The 20,642-nt window shown below is 72.4% G+C and carries 21 protein-coding genes; 15 read left to right on the plus strand and 6 right to left on the minus strand.

The window, feature by feature from the left end; translation table 11 throughout:
* Positions 1 to 94 precede the first annotated feature (94 nt).
* Positions 95 to 325, plus strand: coding sequence for a hypothetical protein (locus tag ACFYYT_RS35075; RefSeq protein WP_351829082.1), 231 nt, complete (start codon positions 95 to 97; stop codon positions 323 to 325).
* Positions 326 to 1,497: 1,172 nt separating this feature from the next.
* Here ACFYYT_RS35075 and ACFYYT_RS35080 read toward each other — a convergent pair.
* The gene (locus tag ACFYYT_RS35080) at positions 1,498 to 2,715 is read right to left on the minus strand and encodes a beta-eliminating lyase-related protein (RefSeq protein ID WP_351831112.1); all 1,218 of its coding nucleotides are present in this window, start codon (positions 2,713 to 2,715) and stop codon (positions 1,498 to 1,500) included.
* A gap of 108 nt (positions 2,716 to 2,823) precedes the next feature.
* On the opposite strand from ACFYYT_RS35080, the gene ACFYYT_RS35085 reads away from it, so the two are divergent.
* The 12 genes from ACFYYT_RS35085 (at position 2,824) to ACFYYT_RS35140 (ending at position 12,089) form a co-directional block, all read left to right on the plus strand.
* Positions 2,824 to 3,771: a DUF2520 domain-containing protein gene (locus ACFYYT_RS35085; protein ID WP_351831110.1), complete on the plus strand. Its 948-nt coding sequence runs from the start codon at positions 2,824 to 2,826 to the stop codon at positions 3,769 to 3,771.
* Positions 3,768 to 4,766, plus strand: a complete 999-nt coding sequence (gene panC / locus ACFYYT_RS35090; RefSeq protein ID WP_351831108.1) for a pantoate--beta-alanine ligase — start codon at positions 3,768 to 3,770, stop codon at positions 4,764 to 4,766. Before ACFYYT_RS35085 ends, panC begins: the two co-directional genes overlap by 4 nt.
* Positions 4,763 to 6,520: an L-aspartate oxidase gene (locus tag ACFYYT_RS35095; RefSeq protein WP_351831107.1), complete on the plus strand. Its 1,758-nt coding sequence runs from the start codon at positions 4,763 to 4,765 to the stop codon at positions 6,518 to 6,520. Before panC ends, ACFYYT_RS35095 begins: the two co-directional genes overlap by 4 nt.
* The gene (gene nadC / locus ACFYYT_RS35100) at positions 6,517 to 7,485 is read left to right on the plus strand and encodes a carboxylating nicotinate-nucleotide diphosphorylase (protein ID WP_351831104.1); all 969 of its coding nucleotides are present in this window, start codon (positions 6,517 to 6,519) and stop codon (positions 7,483 to 7,485) included. The genes ACFYYT_RS35095 and nadC overlap by 4 nt, the downstream gene beginning before the upstream one ends.
* A gap of 3 nt (positions 7,486 to 7,488) precedes the next feature.
* A complete protein-coding gene (locus tag ACFYYT_RS35105) occupies positions 7,489 to 8,298 on the plus strand; it encodes a type III pantothenate kinase (RefSeq protein WP_351831101.1) in 810 nt (269 codons plus the stop codon).
* 151 nt (positions 8,299 to 8,449) lie between these two features.
* Entirely contained in the window at positions 8,450 to 9,202 is a 753-nt protein-coding gene (locus tag ACFYYT_RS35110; protein WP_351831098.1) for a GntR family transcriptional regulator, read from the plus strand.
* A 134-nt stretch (positions 9,203 to 9,336) separates the two neighbouring features.
* Positions 9,337 to 9,531 carry a DUF397 domain-containing protein gene (locus tag ACFYYT_RS35115; protein ID WP_351831097.1) on the plus strand — a complete coding sequence of 65 codons (195 nt, stop codon included), beginning with the start codon at positions 9,337 to 9,339 and terminating at the stop codon, positions 9,529 to 9,531.
* Positions 9,532 to 9,639: 108 nt separating this feature from the next.
* Entirely contained in the window at positions 9,640 to 10,323 is a 684-nt protein-coding gene (locus ACFYYT_RS35120; protein ID WP_362861640.1) for a hypothetical protein, read from the plus strand.
* 13 nt (positions 10,324 to 10,336) lie between these two features.
* Positions 10,337 to 10,504, plus strand: a complete 168-nt coding sequence (locus tag ACFYYT_RS35125; RefSeq protein ID WP_351828811.1) for a hypothetical protein — start codon at positions 10,337 to 10,339, stop codon at positions 10,502 to 10,504.
* Between the two features lie 76 nt (positions 10,505 to 10,580).
* Positions 10,581 to 11,042, plus strand: a complete 462-nt coding sequence (locus ACFYYT_RS35130) for a BlaI/MecI/CopY family transcriptional regulator (RefSeq protein ID WP_351828809.1) — start codon at positions 10,581 to 10,583, stop codon at positions 11,040 to 11,042.
* A gap of 9 nt (positions 11,043 to 11,051) precedes the next feature.
* Positions 11,052 to 11,582 carry an amino-acid N-acetyltransferase gene (locus tag ACFYYT_RS35135; RefSeq protein WP_351828808.1) on the plus strand — a complete coding sequence of 177 codons (531 nt, stop codon included), beginning with the start codon at positions 11,052 to 11,054 and terminating at the stop codon, positions 11,580 to 11,582.
* Between the two features lie 165 nt (positions 11,583 to 11,747).
* A complete protein-coding gene (locus tag ACFYYT_RS35140; protein WP_030236840.1) occupies positions 11,748 to 12,089 on the plus strand; it encodes an Lsr2 family protein in 342 nt (113 codons plus the stop codon).
* Here the strand turns inward: ACFYYT_RS35140 and ACFYYT_RS35145 are convergent.
* Positions 12,068 to 12,637 (minus strand): SCO3374 family protein, encoded by a 570-nt coding sequence (locus ACFYYT_RS35145; RefSeq protein WP_351828805.1) that lies wholly within the window; start codon positions 12,635 to 12,637, stop codon positions 12,068 to 12,070. The two genes, ACFYYT_RS35140 and ACFYYT_RS35145, sit on opposite strands and share 22 nt — an antisense overlap.
* A 451-nt stretch (positions 12,638 to 13,088) precedes the next feature.
* Between ACFYYT_RS35145 and ACFYYT_RS35150 the strand changes: the two genes are divergently transcribed.
* Both ACFYYT_RS35150 and ACFYYT_RS35155 read left to right on the plus strand, forming a co-directional pair.
* The gene (locus ACFYYT_RS35150) at positions 13,089 to 15,614 is read left to right on the plus strand and encodes an ATP-dependent Clp protease ATP-binding subunit (RefSeq protein WP_351828803.1); all 2,526 of its coding nucleotides are present in this window, start codon (positions 13,089 to 13,091) and stop codon (positions 15,612 to 15,614) included.
* A 375-nt stretch (positions 15,615 to 15,989) separates the two neighbouring features.
* A complete protein-coding gene (locus tag ACFYYT_RS35155; protein WP_351828801.1) occupies positions 15,990 to 16,601 on the plus strand; it encodes a M23 family metallopeptidase in 612 nt (203 codons plus the stop codon).
* A gap of 37 nt (positions 16,602 to 16,638) precedes the next feature.
* On the opposite strand, the gene ACFYYT_RS35160 is transcribed toward ACFYYT_RS35155, so the two are convergent.
* The 4 genes from ACFYYT_RS35160 to ACFYYT_RS35175 form a co-directional block, all read right to left on the minus strand.
* Positions 16,639 to 17,829 (minus strand): LamG-like jellyroll fold domain-containing protein, encoded by a 1,191-nt coding sequence (locus ACFYYT_RS35160; protein ID WP_351828798.1) that lies wholly within the window; start codon positions 17,827 to 17,829, stop codon positions 16,639 to 16,641.
* A 26-nt stretch (positions 17,830 to 17,855) separates the two neighbouring features.
* A complete protein-coding gene (gene cseC / locus ACFYYT_RS35165) occupies positions 17,856 to 19,166 on the minus strand; it encodes a two-component system sensor histidine kinase CseC (RefSeq protein ID WP_351828796.1) in 1,311 nt (436 codons plus the stop codon).
* Positions 19,167 to 19,250: 84 nt separating this feature from the next.
* Positions 19,251 to 19,964, minus strand: a complete 714-nt coding sequence (cseB, locus tag ACFYYT_RS35170; protein WP_351828794.1) for a two-component system response regulator CseB — start codon at positions 19,962 to 19,964, stop codon at positions 19,251 to 19,253.
* 16 nt (positions 19,965 to 19,980) lie between these two features.
* Entirely contained in the window at positions 19,981 to 20,634 is a 654-nt protein-coding gene (locus ACFYYT_RS35175) for a hypothetical protein (protein ID WP_351828792.1), read from the minus strand.
* Between the last annotated feature and the right edge of the window lie 8 nt (positions 20,635 to 20,642).

The following is a 20,642-nucleotide window of genomic DNA, read 5'->3' on the forward strand; positions in this document are numbered from 1 at the left end:
TGCGGCGGGGGGCTCCGGTGCAGGTGGGAGGCCACGATTGACGGGGAGCGTCAATCGTCGCGCGGGTTGCCGCCGACGGGGTGAGGGTGGATGCATGAGCGCCATCGAGCAGTACCTCCTCGACACCTACAGGGCCGCCCAGCACGGCACCCCGCCGCCCCCGCCGCCCGGCCGGGACGACGTGGCCGTCCTGCGCGAGGCCCGTACGCGGGCCCAGTTCAACGCCGTCCTCGACGGCCGCCCCGCCACCCACCCCTGGCTCCACACCCTCCGCCGCCTGCGGCGCTGGGGCGCGGGGGCGGGGGCGGGCGCGGGGACGTGCTGAGGGGGGCGGGAAGGGGGAGCGGGGTCTGGGGGGCGGGGTTCCAGCTGGGCGGTGTCAGGGAGGGTTTGGTGGTCTCCCGTCAGTCTCATCGTCCTTCCGTGTCGTGCCGGTCCCTCAAGGGCGCTCCTTCGTCGCGTCGCTTCGCGATGGCCTTCGGCCACCCTTGACCGACCGTCCCGCCACGGAAAAACGAAGACTGCCGGGAAACCCCCAAAAGAACGTTCACGGGGCAGTGAGCCTGGCCGATCCTTCTCAGGGAGCCAAGACCCCTCCCGCCGAGGGACCAGGTGGGCCCGACATCCGGCCCTCCCAGACCAGATTCCGGGCCGGGGGCGGCCAGACCACACGAGACAGCGATACGACGAGCCTGCGGCTCCAGCAGAGGCCCCCGCGCATCAGATCGCTACGCGCTTCGCCCGGCATAGCGTCCGCCGGCCGTCTGTGGCTGGACATAAGCCGCCCAAGGCGAAGAAATGGCCTTACTTGACGGGCGACCGCCCCCCGGCGGACGGAGAGCGGCGGACGGAGATCGGCAGATGACGATCCCCAGCCGACGATCGGCAGACGACGATCGTCAGATGGCGCTCGGCAGGCGACGATCGCCCTCAACCCGCATCGATCGCCCTCAACCCGCATGAAAAGTCACTCTGGTCGCTCTCTCACTCCATCACGGCCGCAGACGCCTGACTGCCCGCCCTCAATCGCCCCTTGGGCGGCTTATTCCCAGCCACAGACGGCCGGCGGACGCTATGCCGGGAGAAGCGCGTAGCGATCTGATGCGCCGGATGTTCCGCCCGGTTGTTCTGGTCGCTGTTTGGTGTGGTCTGGCTGCCCCGGGCCCGGAGTGGCAGCACGCGGGCCTGACGGCGGGCCCACCTGGGGTCCCTTGCGGTGGGGGTCTCGGCTCCCTGATGAGGACAGGACTGTCAGTCGTGCCCCGTGAACGTTCTTTTGGGGGTTTCCCGGCAGTCTTCGTTTTTCCGTGGCGGGACGGTCGGTCAAGGGTGGCCGAAGGCCATCGCGAAGCGACGCGACGAAGGAGCGCCCTTGAGGGACCGGCCCGACGCGGAAGGACGATGAGACTGACGGGAAACCCCCAAACCCTCCCTGATGCCGATCAACTGACACCCCGCCCCCCGGACCCCGACCCGCCCCGACCCGCCCCCACCCCCCTACAGCCGCTCCAGGAACCCCTTCACCGCCGTCGCGATGTCGTCCCGCGTCCACGTCAGCGCCGGCTCCGTGATCTCCAGTTCCGTCATCGACAGGCCCGGCGGGCTCTGGTCCGTCCAGCGGCGGAACAGGACCGTTCCCGTCTCCTCCGCCAGGCGGACCCCCGCCTCCGTCAGCCGGTCCGCCCCGTACGGGAGCCAGACCTGGAACTGGTGCGTGTGCGGCGCCTCCGGGTGGATGCGGAACCACGGCAGGCCGGCCCCGGCGAAGCCCTCCCGCAGGGCCTCGGCGACGACCTTCGCCCGGTCCACGTACGAAGGCAGCCGGGGCAGCTCGCGGTCCAGGCCGGCCAGGGCCGCCAGGGCCTGTGGGAACTGCCGGAACACCTGGCCCCCGTAGCGGTGGCGCCAGACGCGGGTCTCCTCCACGAAGCTCCGGGTCCCGGCCAGGCAGGCCCCGCTCAGCCCGCCGAGGGACTTGTAGAAGGAGACGTAGACGGAGTCCGCGAGGGCGGCGACCTCCGCGAGGGGCCGGCCGAAGTGGGCGGTGGACTCCCACAGCCGGGCCCCGTCGAAGTGCACCACCGCGTCCCGCTCCCGGGCGGCGTCCACCAGTTCCTCCAACTCCTCCCAGGTCGGCAGCAGGAAGCCCGCGTCGCGCAGCGGCAGCTCCACCATCAGCGTGCCGAAGGGTTCCGGGAGGGCGGCGACCTCGTCGCCGGTGGGCTGGCGCGGTTCCGTGGTCGGGTGGACCGTGCGCAGCCCCGACACCGCCGACAGCGCGCCGCCCTCCCAGCGCTCCGGGTGGCTCAGCGGGTGCAGGGCGACCACGGGGCTGCCGGTGCGGCCGGCCCAGCAGCGCAGGGCGATCTGCTGGGCCATCGTCCCGGTCGGGAAGAACGCCGCGTCCTCGGTGCCGAGCAGGTCGGCGACGCGCCGTTCCAGCTCGGCGACGACCCCGTCGCCGTACACGTCGGCCGGCTCGTCCAGGTCGTAGGGGGCCTGCGGCAGGTCGGCGAGGAGCTCGCGGACCGTCATTTCGTGGGCGGCCCGCGTGAGCACCCGCCCGGCCCCCCGCCAGGCCGCCAGCTGCCGCTCCGTCCGTTCCGTCTCCTCGTCGGGGCCGTCCGCCGCGCCCTGCCCCGGGCCCTGCCCCGCGGCCTGCCCCGAGCCGTCCGCCCAGCCGTCCGCCGCGTCACCCGTCGTGTGATCCGTCATGGGCCGATCATGCCCGCTGCCGCCGCCGACCGGCCCGTCCCCCAGGGGCTAGCATGGCGGCGTATCGTCCGGTACCCCCCGCGGACTGGAACGGAAGGCCTTCCCCGCGTGAACGCACCCCATCAGACGGAGCCCCGGGATCCGTCCGACCGCCCTGCCCGGCTCACGGTCGGAGTCGTCGGCGCGGGCCGGGTCGGCCCCGCACTGGCCCGTGCCCTGCGGCAGGCCGGGCACCGCCCCGTCGCCGTCTCCGGCGTCTCCGACGCCTCCCGGCGGCGCGCCGCGCGGATGCTGCCCGACGTGCCGCTGGTCAGCCCGGCGCAGGTGATGGAGCGCGCCGAGCTGGTGCTGCTGACCGTCCCCGACGACGCGCTGCCCGGTCTGGTCGAGGGCCTCGCCGAGACGGGCGCCGTCCGCCCCGGACAGCTCCTCGTGCACACCTCCGGGCGCTACGGGACCTCCGTGCTCGACCCCGCGCGCCGCGCGGGCGCCCTGCCGCTGGCCCTGCACCCCGCGATGACCTTCACCGGCACCGAGGTGGACGTGCAGCGCCTGGGCGGCTGCTCCTTCGGCGTGACGGCCCCCGAGGAGCTGCGGCTGGCCGCGGAGGCGCTGGTCATCGAGATGGGCGGGGAGCCCGAGTGGATCGCGGAGGACAGCCGTCCGCTCTACCACGCCGCCCTCGCGCTGGGGGCGAACCACCTGGTCACCCTGGTCGCCCAGTCGATGGAGCTGCTCCGTACGGCCGGCGTCGAGCACCCCGACCGGATGCTCGGCCCGCTGCTGGGCGCGGCCCTCGACAACGCCCTGCGCTCCGGCGACGCCGCGCTGACGGGGCCGGTGGCCCGCGGTGACGCCGGTACGGTCGCCGCGCACGTGTCGGAGCTGCGCAAGCACGCCCCGGCTGCGGTGGCCGGGTACCTCGCGATGGCCCGCACCACCGCCGACCGCGCCCTGGCGCACGGCCTGCTCAAGCCCGAACTCGCCGCGGACCTGCTGGACGTTCTGGCGGACGGCGCCGAACCGACCGCCGAACCGGAGGGTGGCGAGCGATGACCGGCCCGCTCCTGCTGCTGAACACCGCCGCCGAGCTGCACGGGCTGCCGCGCTCCGGGCGCCGCGCCGTCGTGATGACGATGGGCGCCCTGCACGAGGGCCACGCCACCCTCGTGCGCACGGCCCGCGCCCAGGCCGGCCCGGACGGGCAGGTCGTGGTCACCGTCTTCGTCAACCCCCTCCAGTTCGGGGAGAACGAGGACCTCGACCGCTACCCGCGCACCCTGGAAGCCGATCTGCGCATCGCCGCGGAGGCGGGCGCCGACGCCGTGTTCGCCCCGGCCGCCGACGAGGTCTACCCCGGCGGCGCCCCCCAGGTGCGGATCACCGCCGGCCCGATGGGCGGCCGCCTCGAAGGCGCCACCCGGCCCGGTCACTTCGACGGGATGCTCACCGTCGTCGCGAAGCTGCTCCACCTGACCCGCCCCGACCTGGCGCTGTTCGGGCAGAAGGACGCCCAGCAGCTGGCCCTGATCCGGCGCATGGTGACCGACCTCAACTTCCCCGTCGAGGTGGCCGGCGTCCCGACGGTCCGGGAGGACGACGGGCTCGCCCTGTCCTCCCGCAACCGCTATCTGGACCCGGCCGAGCGGCGCACCGCCCTCGCCCTGTCCCGCGCCCTGTTCGCGGGCCGGGACCGGCTCGCCGCCCAGGCGGCCCTGCGCGCCCGCGCCGAGGCCGCCCCCGCCAGCGACGAGCGCGCGGCGGGCCTGGCCCGGCTCGGCGAGATCCGCGCCTCCGCCGACGCGCACGCCGTCTCCGCGGCCGGCGCGGGCCTGCCGGAGGCCGTACGGTCCGCCGCCCGGCACGTCCTGGAGGAGGCGGCCCGCCACGATCCGCCGCTGGCCCTGGACTACCTGGCCCTGGTGGACCCGAAGGACTTCACCGAGGTGGGCCCCGACTTCACCGGGGAGGCCGTCCTGGCCGTCGCGGCGAAGGTCGGCGCGACCCGGCTGATCGACAACATCCCATTGGAGTTCGGAGCACACGCGTGAGCACCACAGGCAGAGCCATCCCGGCGGGCGGTACCGGAGGCACCGGCATACGGCTGCACGCCCCCGCCCCCGGCTGGGCCGTCGACGCGGACGTCGTGGTCGTGGGATCGGGCGTCGCGGGCCTGACCGCCGCGCTGCGCTGCGCCGCCGCGGGCCGCCGTACGGTCGTGGTCACCAAGGCGCGCCTCGACGACGGCTCCACCCGCTGGGCGCAGGGCGGCATCGCCGCGGCCCTGGGCGACGGCGACACCCCCGAGCAGCACCTGGACGACACGCTCGTCGCGGGCGCGGGCCTGTGCGACGAGGCGGCCGTCCGGCTCCTGGTCACCGAGGGCCCCGGCGCGGTCCGCCGGCTGATCGCCACCGGCGCCGTCTTCGACACCTCCGCGGACACCGGCGAGATAGAGCTGACCCGGGAGGGCGGCCACCACCGCCGCCGCATCGCGCACGCGGGCGGTGACGCCACGGGCGCCGAGATCTCCCGCGCCCTGGTGGAGGCCGTCCACGAGGCGGGCATCGAGACGGTCGAGAACGCGCTGGTCCTGGACCTCCTCCAGGACGCCGAGGGCCGTACCGCGGGCGTCACCCTGCACGTCATGGGCGAGGGCCAGCACGACGGGGTCGGCGCCGTCCACGCGCCCGCCGTGATCCTCGCGACCGGCGGCATGGGCCAGGTCTTCTCCGCCACCACCAACCCGTCGGTGTCCACCGGCGACGGCGTGGCCCTGGCCCTGCGCGCCGGGGCGGAGGTCTCCGACCTGGAGTTCGTCCAGTTCCACCCCACCGTCCTCTTCCTCGGGCCCGACGCCGAGGGCCAGCAGCCGCTGGTGTCGGAGGCGGTCCGCGGCGAGGGCGCGCACCTGGTCGACGCGGACGGGGTCCGCTTCATGGTGGGCCAGCACGAGCTCGCCGAGCTGGCCCCGCGGGACATCGTCGCCAAGGGCATCATGCGCCGCATGCAGGAGCAGGGCGCGCGGCACATGTACCTGGACGCCCGGCACTTCGGCGCCGAGATGTGGGAGAGCCGCTTCCCGACGATCCTCGCCGCCTGCCGCTCCCACGGCATCGACCCGGTGACCGAGCCGATTCCGGTCGCGCCGGCCGCGCACTACGCCTCCGGCGGCGTCCGTACGGACCTGCTGGGCCGTACCACCGTCCCCGGCCTGTACGCCTGCGGGGAGGTGGCCTGCACCGGCGTGCACGGCGCGAACCGGCTCGCGTCCAACTCCCTGCTGGAGGGCCTGGTCTTCGCCGAGCGCATCGCGGACCACATCGTCGCCCACGCCCCCGCGGGCGGCGGCCCGGGCATCCCCGTCCCCGCGACGGGCCCCCTCCAGCCCGCCGAGGCGCGCTACGAGATCCAGCGCATCATGACGGACGGCGCGGGCGTGCTCCGCTCCGCCCGCTCGCTGGACACGGCCGCCGCCGCGCTGGAGACCCTCTACGCGACGGCCCTGGGCGAGCTGGAGGCCCACGGCAAGACCGCCGTCCCGGGCGTGGAGACCTGGGAGGCGACCAACCTGCTGTGCGTGGCCCGCGTCCTGGTGGCCGCCGCCCAGCGGCGCGCCGAGACCCGCGGCTGCCACTGGCGCGAGGACCACCCCGACCGGGACGACGCCGCCTGGCGCCGTCACCTCGTGGTCCGGCTGTCGGCGACCGAGCGGCGGGCCCTGGTCGTCACCCCCACCGACTCCGCGGACTTCCCGTCCGTGGACGTCCCCCTCACCCCCCAGAGCCTGGAGCAGCGACCGTGAGCACCCCCGAACTCCCCCTGATCGACCAGAACGAAGGCGGCTGCGGCGACGACTGCGGCTGCGGCGAGGGCGAGGAGACCGGTCTCGACCCGGCGCTGGCCCAGCTGCTGGTGGACGCGGGCCTCGACCCGATCGAGGTCGAGGACATCGCGCACATGGCGCTGTCCGAGGACCTGGACGGCGGCGTGGACGTGACCACGGTGGCCACCGTCCCCGAGGACGCCGAGGCCGTCGCGGACTTCGTGGCCCGCGAGGCCGGCGTGGTGGCCGGCCTGCGCATCGCCGAGGCCGTGTTCTCCGTGGTCTGCACCGAGGCCTTCGAGGTGGAGCGGCACGCCGAGGACGGCGACACGGTCGAGGCCGGCCAGCTGCTGCTGTCGGTGCGCTCGCGCACCCGCGACCTGCTGACCGCCGAGCGCAGCGCCCTGAACATCGTGTGCCGCCTCTCCGGCATCGCGACGGCGACCCGCCGCTGGGCCGACGTCCTGGAGGGCACGTCCGCGAAGGTCCGGGACACCCGCAAGACCACTCCGGGCCTGCGTTCGCTGGAGAAGTACGCGGTCCGCTGCGGCGGCGGGGTCAACCACCGGATGTCCCTGTCGGACGCGGCGCTGGTCAAGGACAACCACGTCATCGCCGCCGGTGGCGTCGCCCAGGCCTTCAAGGCCGTCCGCGAGACCTTCCCGGACGTCCCCGTCGAGGTCGAGGTCGACACGATGCACCAGGTCCGCGAGGCCGTGGACGCGGGCGCCGATCTGATCCTGCTGGACAACTTCACCGTCCCGGAGACGGAGGAGGCCGTCACGATCGTCGCGGGCCGCGCCACCCTGGAGTCCTCGGGCCGCCTGACCCTGGAGAGCGCCCGCGCCTACGCCGAGACCGGTGTGGACTTCCTGGCGGTCGGCGCCCTGACGCACTCCTCGCCGATCCTGGACATCGGCCTCGACCTGCGCGAGGCGGTGTAAGCGGTGCTGCTCACCATCGACGTGGGGAACACCCACACGGTCCTGGGTCTGTTCGACGGTGCCGAGATCGTCGAGCACTGGCGGGTCTCCACCGACCCGCGCCGGACGGCCGACGAGCTGGCCGTCCTGATGCAGGGCCTGATGGGGATGCACCCGATGCTCGGCAGCGAGCTGGGCGACGGGATCCACGGCATCGCGATCTGCGCGACGGTGCCGTCGGTCCTGCACGAGCTGCGCGAGGTGACCCGCCGCTACTACGGCGACGTGCCGTCGATCCTGGTGGAGCCCGGCGTCAAGACGGGCGTGCCGATCCTGATGGACAACCCGAAGGAGGTCGGCGCGGACCGCATCGTCAACGCGGTCGCGGCCGTCGAGCTGTACGGGGGTCCGGCGATCGTCGCGGACTTCGGCACGGCGACCACCTTCGACGCGGTCTCCGCGAAGGGCGAGTACGCGGGCGGGGTGATCTCCCCGGGCATCGAGATCTCGATGGAGGCGCTCGGTGCGCGCAGTGCCCAGCTCCACAAGATCGAGCTGGCCCGGCCGCGCAACGTGATCGGCAAGTCCACGGTCGAGGCGATGCGCTCGGGCGTGGTCTACGGCTTCGCGGGCCAGGTCGACGGGATCGTCACCCGCATGGCCAAGGAGCTGGTGGGCCCGGGCGGCGACCCGGCCGACGTGCGCGTCATCGCCACCGGCGGCCTGGCCCCGGTCGTCCTCGGCGAGTCCGCGGTGATCGACGAGCACGAGCCGTGGCTGACCCTGATCGGCCTGCGGCTGGTCTACGAGCGCAACGCGCCGAACTTCGTGTGACGGGGGCGGCCTGTGCCCGGGCGGCCCCCCGCCCGGGCACAGGCACGCACCGTCAGGCCGAATCCTCAGCTTGAACCTGATCGGTTAGCTTGTCGGCGTCGCACGCACATGCTCCGAGGCGGCACCGCCGAGACGGCACAGGACGGCCCAAATGCCCCGTGTTTCACCGTACTTGCAGGTGGTCGACTCGCTCCGGGCCCGCATAGAGGCGGGCGAATGGGCGATCGGTGACAAGCTCCCCTCCCGCGCCCGCTTCGCCGACGAGTACGCCGTCGGACAGAGCGTCACGCAGCGCGCGATGGAACAGCTGATCATCGAGGGGTTCCTCGAAGGCCGCGCCGGCTCGGGCACCTACGTGCGCACCCCGCGCCGCCGCATGCGGATGCTCCGCACCCGCCGCCGCGTCCCCGGGGCCGGCCACACCTTCCGTTCCGAGGCCGCCGCCCACGGCATCGCCGCGTCCTGGGACTCCCGGACCGTCCCCGAGGCCCCGGCCCCCGCCCGCATCGCCGCCCGCCTCGCGATCGAGACCGGCGCCCCGTGCGTGGTGACCCGCTACGAGTTCATGGCCGACGGCAGCCCCGCCGAACTCTCCGAGTCCTGGGAGCCGTTGGCGATCACCTCCGGCACCCCCGTCGTGCTGCCGGAGGCGGGTGAGCTGCGCGGGGCCGGAGTGGTGGCCCGGATGCGGTCCATCGGCATCACCGTGGCCTCCGTGGTGGAGATCCCCCGGCCCTCCCGGGCCAACCAGGACCAGGCCAACCTCCTCGGGATCAGCCTCGGTTCGATGATCACCGAGATCGAGCGCACCTATCTCGACACCGACGGCCGGCCGGTCGAAACCGCCGACCTCGTGATCCCCGACTCCCGCTACGAGATCGCGTACGCCTTCCCCGTGGACTGAGAACCGGCGGTATTCCCCGGACGATTTTTCACGGAAATGGCCGGAGTACGCCTCCGGCGGGGATAGCGTCGCGGTGGAAAGACACCGCAGCCCCGGAAGGGCGGCGACCCCGTCCACGGCGGAGGAGACACCCCATGACCGCGAACACCCGGCCCGACTGGCGCAAATCGTCCCACTGCGGCCCCGGGCAGGACGCCTGCGTCTACGTGGCCGCCGCGCCCGGCACGCTCGTCCGGGTGGCCGACCGGGCCGACCCGGCGCACCTGGTGATGGCCACCACGCACGCCGCCTGGGCCGACTTCGTGCGCTCGGTGAAGGAATCCGGCTGACGGGCGCGGCGCGGCCCCGCCGCGCCGCGATCCCGCACCCTCAGGGGATTTTGTCCGATTAGCGCGTATCTTCGGCCCATGCCCACGCCCTACGGATCCCGCGGCGGCATGGCGTTCAGCGCCGCCGAGCTGCTCGTGCTCAGGCGCCTCCTCGCCCACGCCCTCCAGCCCTCGACGGCCCCCCTGACGCCCGCGGAGGTGCAGGACTGCCTGCGCCTCGCGGGGTCGGTGGACGAAGCGGTCCTGGAGGCGGGCCGGCTCAGAGCCTTCCTGCTCGACGACCTGGCCCGCTACCGCCGGGCCCTGCCGGGCAGCCTCTCCGGCTACCTGGAGCTCCTCCAGGACGCCCTGGCCGCCGGGTACGAGCCGCAGCCAGACGACCTCGCCGCCCTGCGCGCGCTGCGGGCCAACCCGCTCGCGGCCACCGTGCTGGAACGCGCCCAGGCCGTCGCGGAGCGCTCCGTACGCCGCCGCCTGTCGGCCACGCCCGCGCCCCGCACCCGGCTGCTGGCCCTGGCCGGCGGCCGCGGCGCCCCCCGCCCCGCCCCGGAGGCGGGGGAGCGCCCCCGGACCGCCGCGGACGCCGACCCGCGCCCCGAGCGGCCCCGCCCGGAGCCCGCCCCGGCCCCCGCGCCCGCCCCGGCCCCGGCGCCCGCCCCGGCCCCGGCGCCGAAGCCCGGGCAGTCCCCGCGGCCCGACCGCCCGGCGCGGCCCGTCCCGACCCCGGGCGAGGCCTTCCCGCCGCGCCGCAAGCCCACCCCGCCCCCGGCGGCCGGGCGGGCGGCGGGGTAGCTAGGCTGGGGGCATGGACTACGTCTCCGCGCTCGTGCCCCCCATCGTGATGGCCGCGTTCTTCATCGTCCTCGTGAAGACGATCGTCAAGAGCCAGGGCGGCGCCAACAAGGCCAAGGAGGACGCGGCCGTCGACGCCGTCCTCGCCCGCGCGGACGCCGCCCAGCAGGCACGCAAGTAACCGCCCGCGCGGGTTCCACCGCGCGTTGCCGTCGAATAGTCGGGCAATTCATCCCATCCCGCACTATCGTGCTGTTGTGCCTCGCCCCTTGGGAGAACTCGAAGACGCAGTGATGACACGGGTGTGGCAGTGGAACCGCCCGGTCACCGTCCGGGAAGTCCTGGAAGACCTCCAGCAGGAACGGTCCATCGCGTACACCACGGTCATGACCGTTATGGACAATCTCCATCAGAAGGGCTGGGTCCGCCGGGAAGCCGAAGGCCGCGCCTATCGGTATACGGCGGTTTCCACCCGCCCCGCCTACTCGGCCGCGCTGATGAACGAAGCCTGGTCGACCAGCGACAACCCCGCGGCCGCCCTCGTGGCCTTCTTCGGCATGATGTCCACGGAACAGCGGGAAGCCCTGCGCGCGGCCATCCGGATCGTCCAGCACGACGAACCCGAAGACACCGGCACCGCCGCCTCCGGCGCGGCCCCCGCGGAACCCGAGGAACCCGAGGGGGACTCCGCCGCGCCCCGGCCCGAGCCGGGGCGATAGCGTCCGGGTATGGGAGAGCTTTCCACCGCAGACGCGAAAACAGTGACCATCCGCCGCGCGCGCACCCGTGATGTTCCGGCGCTGCGCCACCTGCTCGACCAGTACGTGCAGCAGCGGATCCTCCTCGACAAAGCCCCCGTGGTCCTTTACGAGGACATCCAGGAGTTCTGGGTCGCGGAACGCGACTCCGACGGCCGCGTCGTCGGCTGCGGCGCTCTCCACGTCATGTGGGAAGACCTCGCCGAAGTGCGCACTCTCGCCGTCGACCGGGAGCTGAAGGGCGCCGGTGTGGGGCATCAGGTGCTCGCCAAGTTGTTGGAGACGGCCCGCCGGCTCGGGGTCAGCCGGGTATTCTGCCTGACCTTCGAAGTGGACTTCTTCGCGAAGCACGGCTTCGTCGAGATCGGCGAGACCCCGCTGGAGACCGATGTCTACATGGAGCTCCTGCGTTCCTATGACGAGGGAGTCGCGGAGTTCCTCGGTCTCGAACGAGTGAAGCCGAACACCTTGGGCAACAGTCGGATGCTTCTGCACCTCTGACCGATCGCGGCGGCTTTTCAGGGCCCCGGCGGGCCTGTGGCCTATGTCCGAATCGCGTACGTTTCCCGCCTTGTTGCGGCCCTGAACCTCTCACCGGGGGTTTGTGTTTTCCAGGCAAAAGCGGTTTCCTTTCCGCGTACTGCATTTTCGATGAAAGGAAATCCGGTGGCACAGAAGGTTCAGGTCCTTCTTGTCGACGACCTCGACGGTGGCGAGGCGGACGAGACCGTGACGTTCGCTCTGGATGGCAAGACCTACGAGATCGACCTCACCACCGCCAACGCTGAAAAGCTCCGCGGGCTGCTCGACCCGTACACCAAGGGCGGCCGCCGCACCGGCGGACGCGTTTCCGCGGGCCGCGCCAAGGGTGGTCGTGCCGCCGCGTCGGCCGGCAACCCGGACACCGCCGAGATCCGCGCGTGGGCGAAGGAGAACGGCTACAACGTGAACGACCGCGGCCGCGTGCCCGCGGACATCCGCGAGGCCTACGAGAAGGCCAAGGGCTGAGGCGTACGCCTTCGCAGCCGTGTCCGGTGGCATTCCGTCGCCGCCGCGGCCACCAGGCGTACGAGGTCGGGCCCGCTGGCCCGTTGTCCGGGACAGGTGCCCTGCCCCGGACCGGGCAGGGCCGGCAGTGACGCCTCGCACCCCAGCTCGGGGGGCCGCAGCCACACGGCGGCCCCCCGAGGGCTTTCCCCCGGCGGTACGGGAGCGGTGATCCTGCCCCCCGCGCCCAGGGCGATCAGGTCCAGCCCCACCCCGCCCCACTCCAGCCAGTCGAGGAGCCCGTCCAGCTCCTCCGCGCTGCCCGGGGCCACCAGGAACCGCATCCCGCGTCCCCCGGCGGCCACCGGACCGGTGACCGCGAACCGGCGCAGCAGCGCGGCTCCGGCCTCGTGGGGCAGCTCCAGCACGTCGAACCGGACCCCGGTGACCAGCTGGACGGGCGGTCCGCCGGCGACGGGCCAGCCGAGCACCCGCTCGTACCAGGAGCGGGTGTCCCGCTCCGGCGGGACTCGGGGCGAGGGGACGGCGCTCGCGGGGGTGACGGCCATGACCGGAGCAACTCCGCACGGCACCGCGGGGTTACGCACCGCGCTCGTCGTGTCGCGCAGGGTAAACGTTCGCGGAGTGGAGTCCCGCATTCGGGACACAAGCGTGTTCGCCCGTAGCGGAGGGAACCGTGCCCACCGGCATGGAGTGTCCGTCCTTACGGGTAAGACATTCCTAGTGGATCGGGGCGACACGCTGATTTGACGGGCTCCCGTTCGCCATCGGCGTACACGCCTGACGGGTATCTGCCTGGCCTGCGGGAACATCGTCTCTCACTATCGGGTTGGAGCAGGTGTCGGCTCTTCAAGCCGGTTTTCCTCACCGACGTGGGGGTGAGCCGCGGACGGATGTCGGCAGTTGGAATGAGCTGTCCCGCCCCGCGGGACTAGCATGCGGAAGGACAGGGCGGGGACCGACCCCGAACTGCCCGACCGCTCTGAGGAGCGATAAACGATGTTCGAGAGGTTCACCGACCGCGCGCGGCGGGTTGTCGTCCTGGCTCAGGAAGAAGCCCGGATGCTCAACCACAACTACATCGGCACCGAGCACATCCTCCTGGGCTTGATCCACGAGGGTGAGGGTGTCGCCGCTAAGGCCCTGGAGAGCCTCGGGATTTCGCTCGAGGCTGTTCGTCAGCAGGTTGAGGAGATCATCGGTCAGGGCCAGCAGGCCCCGTCCGGCCACATCCCCTTCACCCCGCGGGCGAAGAAGGTCCTGGAGCTTTCGCTCCGAGAGGCCCTCCAGCTCGGCCACAACTACATCGGCACCGAGCACATCCTGCTCGGCCTGATCCGCGAGGGCGAGGGCGTCGCCGCCCAGGTCCTCGTGAAGCTGGGCGCCGATCTCAACAGGGTCCGGCAGCAGGTCATCCAGCTGCTCTCCGGTTACACCGGGGGCGGCAAGGAGTCGGCCACCGCAGGTGGCCCGGCCGAGGGCACCCCCTCGACCTCCCTGGTCCTCGACCAGTTCGGCCGCAACCTCACCCAGGCTGCCCGCGAATCCAAGCTCGACCCGGTCATCGGGCGCGAGAAGGAGATCGAGCGGGTCATGCAGGTGCTGTCCCGCCGGACCAAGAACAACCCGGTCCTCATCGGCGAGCCCGGCGTCGGCAAGACCGCCGTCGTCGAGGGCCTCGCCCAGGCGATCGTCAAGGGCGAGGTGCCCGAGACCCTCAAGGACAAGCACCTCTACACCCTGGACCTGGGTGCCCTGGTCGCCGGTTCCCGCTACCGCGGTGACTTCGAGGAGCGCCTGAAGAAGGTCCTCAAGGAGATCCGCACCCGCGGCGACATCATCCTGTTCATCGACGAGCTCCACACCCTCGTGGGTGCGGGCGCCGCCGAGGGCGCGATCGACGCCGCGAGCATCCTGAAGCCCATGCTGGCCCGTGGTGAGCTCCAGACCATCGGTGCCACGACGCTCGACGAGTACCGCAAGCACCTTGAGAAGGACGCGGCGCTGGAGCGCCGTTTCCAGCCGATCCAGGTGGCGGAGCCTTCCCTCCCCCACACGATCGAGATCCTCAAGGGCCTGCGCGACCGCTACGAGGCCCACCACCGCGTCTCCATCACGGACGAGGCCCTCGTCCAGGCGGCGACGCTGGCGGACCGGTACATCTCGGACCGCTTCCTGCCGGACAAGGCGATCGACCTGATCGACGAGGCCGGTTCCCGGATGCGCATCCGCCGGATGACCGCACCGCCGGACCTCCGCGAGTTCGACGAGAAGATCGCGGCCGTGCGCCGCGACAAGGAGTCGGCCATCGACTCCCAGGACTTCGAGAAGGCGGCTTCGCTCCGTGATTCGGAGAAGCAGCTGCTGGCCGGGAAGTCCAAGCGCGAGAAGGAATGGAAGGCCGGCGACATGGACGTCGTCGCCGAGGTCGACGGCGAGCTCATCGCCGAAGTCCTCGCGACCGCGACCGGCATTCCCGTCTTCAAGCTCACGGAGGAGGAGTCTTCCCGCCTCCTGCGCATGGAGGACGAGCTCCACAAGCGCGTCATCGGCCAGAAGGACGCCATCAAGGCGCTCTCCCAGGCCATCCGCCGCACCCGTGCGGGTCTGAAGGACCCGAAGCGTCCCGGTGGCTCGTTCATCTTCGCCGGTCCGTCCGGTGTCGGTAAGACGGAGCTGTCCAAGACGCTCGCCGAATTCCTCTTCGGCGACGAGGACGCGCTGATCTCCCTCGACATGTCGGAGTTCAGCGAGAAGCACACGGTTTCCCGCCTCTTCGGTTCGCCCCCCGGCTACGTGGGCTACGAAGAGGGCGGCCAGCTGACCGAGAAGGTCCGCCGGAAGCCGTTCTCCGTCGTCCTCTTCGACGAGGTCGAGAAGGCGCACCCGGATATCTTCAATTCCCTTCTCCAGATCCTGGAGGACGGTCGTCTGACCGACTCCCAGGGCCGGGTCGTGGACTTCAAGAACACGGTCATCATCATGACGACCAACCTGGGTACGCGGGACATCTCCAAGGGCTTCAACCTGGGCTTCGCGGCCCAGGGCGACGTCAAGACCGGTTACGACCGGATGAAGGCGAAGGTCAACGAAGAGCTCAAGCAGCACTTCCGGCCCGAGTTCCTGAACCGTGTCGACGACACGGTCGTCTTCCACCAGCTCAGCCAGGAAGACATCATCCAGATCGTCGACCTGATGATCGCCAAGGTGGACGAGCGCCTCAAGGACCGCGACATGGGCATCGAGCTCAGCGGTGACGCGAAGCAGCTCCTGGCCAAGCGCGGCTACGACCCGATCATGGGTGCGCGCCCGCTGCGCCGGACCATCCAGCGCGAGATCGAGGACCTGCTGTCGGAGAAGATCCTCTTCGGCGAGCTGCGCCCCGGTCACATCGTGGTCGTCGGCGTGGAGGGTGAGGGCGAAGCCGCCAAGTTCACCTTCCGCGGCGAGGAGAAGTCGGCCCTGCCGGACCTCCCCCCGATCGAGGCCACGGGCTCCGGCCCGGACCTGTCCAAGGGCGCGTAAGGCCCCGAGGACGGCAGTACGAAGGGGCGGCCCCGGAACCGAAAGGTTCCGGGGCCGCCCCTTTTCCGTGTGAGCGGGGCCACTTGAGGGTTCTGTGGCCGGTGACAAGCCGCACAGGGCAAATCGGACCTACTAGGACCTCTCGTAGGTTTTCTCGCCCGTTTTGTCCCCACGTCCGCCCAGCAGGGGCGCCGTCAACAGGACGGAAAGCCCTCGTGCGGCTACGAGGCGGGGTAGTAACCGGGACATTTGGGGATGCCCGGGCGCCCGGGTTACCAAGGATGGGCAAGCCCGGCACCGACGGCCCGACGGCCGCAGCGCCGGGTCCTTTCTTGCCCGATTCACGTCCTTGTCCCCGGCCCCGGAGGTCTCCGCATGTCCGCGAAGCGCGTCAGCACCCGTCGTACCCGTATCGCCCTCGCCGCCACCGCCCTCGGCGCGGCCCTGGCACTCGGGGCCGGGACGACCGCCGCCTTCGCCGACGAGGCCCCCGCGGCGCTCCCCGCCGCCGCCGAGCAGGTCGCCCTCCAGGCGCAGGCGCAGGCCCAGGCCGCCGCCGCGAAGACCGGGCTGTGGACCAAGCCGGTGAAGAGCTACACGCTGTCCGCGACCTTCGGCAAGGGCGGCACCATGTGGTCGCACAAGCACTCCGGCCAGGACTTCGCCGTCCCCGTCGGCACCCCCGTCAAGGCCGCGGCCACCGGCACCGTCGTGAAGGCCGGCCCCAACGGCGGCGGTGACGGCCCCGCGTACGGCAACGCCGTCGTGATCAAGCACGCGAACAACACGTACTCGCAGTACGCGCACCTCTGGAAGATCCAGGTCCGGATCGGCCAGAAGGTCTCCTCGAACCAGCAGATCGCGCTGTCCGGCAACACCGGCAACTCCAGCGGTCCGCACCTGCACTTCGAGATCCGCACCACCCCGAACTACGGCTCCGCGATCAACCCGGTGGCCTTCCTGCGCTCCGTCGGCGTCTCCGTCTGACGGACCGCCGCCCCCGCCCCGGGGATCCGGGGCGGGATCAGATCAGCCACTGGTGCGTGGCCCTGGTCTTCTTGTCGGGCTTGTTGTTCTTCAGCCCGGTGATCTGCTCCTTGCCCAGCACCTGGTCGTAGATCCGGATGTGGTCGAGCGGACCGTCCCACGCGGCGCTCCAGATCCCGTGGTGGCGGGCCCGGCCCAGCTGGAGCGGGCCGGGGCCGGCCCAGATGCCGGAGACCTGCGCCTGACCGCCCGGCTTGTCGTCCACCCAGAGCGCGATGGTCTTCTTCTCCGCGTCGTAGGTGCCCGTCAGCAGGGCCCACGTCCGCGTCGTGTCGACGTTGTCCACGACCACCTGCTGGGCCGTCGCCGCCTGGCCCTTGTCGCCGGTCTGCACCCGGAAGACCCAGGCCTTCTTCCCGTTCACGACCTCGAAGCCCAGCTCGAACGAGTACGAGTCCCCGTCGCCCTGGCTGACCGCCATCCGCGAGCCGGTCTCGGCCACGTTGTAGGCGCGGGCGGAGACGCTGAAGCTCTTCGTGACGTCCACGGCCGCCTCGGCGCCCTGTGCGTACGAGTCCGCCGTCCCCTTGAACCGCACCTCGGTCCGCTTGGCCAGCTCGCCCAGCGAGGCGCCCGGACCCAGCGCGATGCCCATCTTGCCGCTGCGGTCGCGCAGCAGGTTCGGCTCGCCCGGCACGGTCGGGGAGTCGTCCTCCGGGGTCTTGGGATCCGGGGACTGCGCCGGGCCCGAAGGGCTGGGGGAGCCCGAGGAGGCCGTCACGGGCTTGTCCGCCGGATCGCCCGACCCGTTCAGTACGAAGAAGGCGGCGCCGCCCGCCACCAGGACCACCGCCAGCGCCCCGATCCCGATGGTCAGCATCCGGCGCTTGCGCCGCTGCGCCTCGGTGCGGTCGGCCATCGCCTGCCAGTCGGGCTGGGCGGCGGCGCCGAGGGCGCCGAGGGCGTCGGGGGCGGCCGGAGCGGGGGGGAACGGTTCCGCGCCCAGCGGAGGCTGTGCCTGCGGCGGGCCGAAGCCCTGCGCGCCGGAGCCCTGTCCGGTCGGCGGCTCCGGCTGGTAGGGGTTGGTGGCCGGGTGGGGGCCGCTCTGCCCCGGCTGCGGATAGCCGTACCCGCCGGGTATCCGCCCCGGCGGGAATCCGTAGCCGCCGCCGCTCCCGGAGGCGGGGTCGGGCTGGGGGCTGTGGGGGCGATCCGTACCGTCAGTCATGGCACGGATGCTAAAACATCGCGGTGTCAGCCCGGGAGCTGGATGACCGGGAAGCTGCCCGTCGCCGTCGGGGCGTGCTCCGGCAGCCACAGCACCGCCACCGCCCCGGCCGCCGTGCCCTCGCCGGTGGCGCCGCCCGGGGCCGCCACGTTGCGGAACGTCAGCCGGGCGCCCAGGACCCGCGCCTGGCCCTCCGCGATGGTCAGCCCGAGCCCGTGCCCGACCCCGGCCCGGTCCGTCGACCCCGTCCGGAACCGGCTCGGCCCCTCCAGCAGCAGCGCCTCGGGGAAACCCGGCCCGTGGTCGCGCACGCGCACGACCCGGCCCTCGATGTCGACCTGGATCGGCGGCTGCCCGTAGCGGGCGGCGTTGGCCAGCAGGTTGCCGAGGATCCGCTCCAGGCGGCGCGGATCGGTGCTCACGATCTCGTCGGCGACCACCCGTACCGAGGCCTCCGGCATCAGCGAGGACACGCGCCGGCTCACGAACTCGCCCAGCGCCACGTCCTGGAGCTCGGCCCGCTCCGACGCGCTGTCCAGCCGGGCCACCTCCAGTACGTCCTCCACCAGGGCCCGCATGGCCTGCGCCCGGTCGCGCACCAGCTCCGTCGGCCGGCCCGGGGGCAGCAGTTCCGCGGCGGTGAGCAGGCCCGTCACCGGGGTCCGCAGCTCGTGGGCGATGTCCGCCGTCACCCGCCGCTCCGCCTCCAGCCGCTGCTGGAGGGCGTCGGCCATGGCATCCACGGCCCGCGCGAGGTCGTCCGTCTCGTCCCGTACGACGCCGCCCACCGCGTCGCGCACCCGTACGTCCGGATCCCCGTGCGCCACCCGCTGCGCGGCGGCCGCGGCCTTGCGCAGCCGGCGGGAGATCTGGCCGCCGATCAGCACCCCGAGGGCCGATCCGCCGATCACCACGGCGAGGGAGCCGACCACCAGGGCCCGGTCCAGGTCACGCACCATGTTCGCGCTCTCACGGAACTGGTGGTTGAGCGAGAGCACCTGCCCGTTGCCGAGCGGGACCGCGGCCCACACCACCGGCGCCTTGCGGGACTCCTGGACGTAGGTGCCGCGCCGCCCCGAGCGGGCCTTGTCCCGCAGCTCCGCGGGCATCTCGGGGTCGTTGAGCTTGGCGCCCCAGTTGGGCTTGCGGCCGGCCTCGGCGGTGCGGGCGATGAACTGCACCCGCTCCAGCTCCTGGTCGCGGGCGCTCTCCAGCATCGACACGCGGGCAGCGCTGTGCACCACCAGGCTCAGCGCCAGCGCGGTGAGCGCGCCGACGGCGGCGATGGCGAGCGTGATCTTCCAGCGGATCCCCGTGCGCAGGGTGAAGCGCCTCATGCGGTCGCGGTCCTCATGGTCCTCAGGGGCCTCATGCGGTCGCGTCCCCCATGACCTTCGCCTTCCTCATCCCTGTGCCCGTGCCTATGCCTTGAGTTTGTAGCCGAAGCCGCGGACCGTCTCGATCCGGTCCTGCCCGATCTTGGTGCGCAGCCGCTGGACGTGGACGTCCACGACCCGGGTGTCGCCGCCCCAGTCGTAGTCCCAGACGCGTTCCAGGAGCCGGTCGCGCGAGAGGACGGTCCCGGGCGCGGAGGAGAACTCCAGCAGCAGCCGCATCTCGGTGGGGGTCAGGGCCACGGCGGCGCCCGCCTTGCGGACCTCCATGCCCTCGGTGTCGACCTCCAGGTCGCCGAAGGACAGTACCCCGCGCTCGTCGGAGCCGTCCGTCTCGGAGCCGTTCGAGGCGCCGTTCTGCGGGCCGCCCGCGTGCCCGAAGCGGCGCAGCACGGCGCGGATGCGGGCGACGAGCACGGAGCCGTCGAAGGGCTTGGTGACGTAGTCGTCGGCGCCCGCCTCCAGGCCCAGGACCACGTCGATGGAGTCGGCCCGCGCCGACAGCATGATCACGGGGACGGTCGACTCGTCACGGATGCGGCGGCACAGGCTCACGCCGTCCATGCCGGGCACCATCACGTCCAGCAGGGCGATGTCGGGCCGGTCCGCCCGGAAGGACTCCAGCCCCGACAGGCCGTCGGGCATGGCGGTGACCACGAACCCGTCGCGTTCCAGCGCCAGTGTCGTGGCCTCGCGGATGACGTCGTCGTCCTCCACGAACAGCACATGGGTCTCGGCCATGCCCAGCCTCACTTCGTCAGCTCTTCTGCGAGATGGCCGGGGCGGGCTGGCTGCCGCCGTCGACCACATTGCTGTAATCGGTGTGCACGCGGTCCTGTTCGGCGAACCGTTCACCGTTCCAGCGGTACGTGATCACGTCCTCGCCGGACGGGTAGGAGAGCGTGTCGCTCTTGCCGTACACGGGCTTGTTGAGGACCAGGTCGCCGCGGTCGATCTCCGCGTAGACGGGCGGCTGCTCGTCCGCGAAGACGTTCTCGTACTTCTCGCCCTCGGCCCGGTACACGTACGAACCGCGGCCCATCGCGTCCGCGCAGGACAGCACGTTCACGACGATGTCGGCGGCGGAGTTCCCGGTGACCTTCCCGTAGCTCACGTCGATCGGGTACTCCTTGCCGGAGCAGGGCTTGAGGTCACGTTTGACCGCGGCGCTCACCTTCGGGTCCGCCTTGAGGAGCGCCACCGGGTCGACCCGCTTGACCTGCCCGCCGGTGGACGCGGCGGGGGAGTGGCCGGAGGCGGCCGGTCCGGTGTCCGCGCCGGCGGTCGGCGGGTTGCTGCGGGCCACGGTCTCGGTGTGGGCCGGGCCGCCGTCCTTGAGCCCGGCGCCCGCGGTGGAGCAGCCGGCCGCGAACAGCACGGTGCCGGCGAGGACGACCGTCCCCGCCGACATCAGTGCCA

This window comes from Streptomyces sp. NPDC002032 (assembly GCF_042890765.1).
Lineage (GTDB): Bacteria > Actinomycetota > Actinomycetes > Streptomycetales > Streptomycetaceae > Streptomyces.

What these genes read in the sequence shown, in the direction of transcription:
- ACFYYT_RS35075 (WP_351829082.1), top strand. Translation starts at nt 95, where the DNA reads ATGAGCGCCATCGAGCAGTACCTCCTCGACACCTACAGGGCCGCCCAG.
- ACFYYT_RS35080 (WP_351831112.1), bottom strand. Translation starts at nt 2,715, where the DNA reads ATGACGGATCACACGACGGGTGACGCGGCGGACGGCTGGGCGGACGGC.
- panC (WP_351831108.1), top strand. Translation starts at nt 3,768, where the DNA reads ATGACCGGCCCGCTCCTGCTGCTGAACACCGCCGCCGAGCTGCACGGG.
- ACFYYT_RS35110 (WP_351831098.1), top strand. Translation starts at nt 8,450, where the DNA reads ATGCCCCGTGTTTCACCGTACTTGCAGGTGGTCGACTCGCTCCGGGCC.
- ACFYYT_RS35115 (WP_351831097.1), top strand. Translation starts at nt 9,337, where the DNA reads ATGACCGCGAACACCCGGCCCGACTGGCGCAAATCGTCCCACTGCGGC.
- ACFYYT_RS35120 (WP_362861640.1), top strand. Translation starts at nt 9,640, where the DNA reads ATGGCGTTCAGCGCCGCCGAGCTGCTCGTGCTCAGGCGCCTCCTCGCC.
- ACFYYT_RS35125 (WP_351828811.1), top strand. Translation starts at nt 10,337, where the DNA reads ATGGACTACGTCTCCGCGCTCGTGCCCCCCATCGTGATGGCCGCGTTC.
- ACFYYT_RS35135 (WP_351828808.1), top strand. Translation starts at nt 11,052, where the DNA reads ATGGGAGAGCTTTCCACCGCAGACGCGAAAACAGTGACCATCCGCCGC.
- ACFYYT_RS35145 (WP_351828805.1), bottom strand. Translation starts at nt 12,637, where the DNA reads ATGGCCGTCACCCCCGCGAGCGCCGTCCCCTCGCCCCGAGTCCCGCCG.
- ACFYYT_RS35150 (WP_351828803.1), top strand. Translation starts at nt 13,089, where the DNA reads ATGTTCGAGAGGTTCACCGACCGCGCGCGGCGGGTTGTCGTCCTGGCT.
- ACFYYT_RS35155 (WP_351828801.1), top strand. Translation starts at nt 15,990, where the DNA reads ATGTCCGCGAAGCGCGTCAGCACCCGTCGTACCCGTATCGCCCTCGCC.
- ACFYYT_RS35160 (WP_351828798.1), bottom strand. Translation starts at nt 17,829, where the DNA reads ATGACTGACGGTACGGATCGCCCCCACAGCCCCCAGCCCGACCCCGCC.
- cseC (WP_351828796.1), bottom strand. Translation starts at nt 19,166, where the DNA reads ATGAGGCGCTTCACCCTGCGCACGGGGATCCGCTGGAAGATCACGCTC.
- cseB (WP_351828794.1), bottom strand. Translation starts at nt 19,964, where the DNA reads ATGGCCGAGACCCATGTGCTGTTCGTGGAGGACGACGACGTCATCCGC.
- ACFYYT_RS35175 (WP_351828792.1), bottom strand. Translation starts at nt 20,634, where the DNA reads ATGTCGGCGGGGACGGTCGTCCTCGCCGGCACCGTGCTGTTCGCGGCC.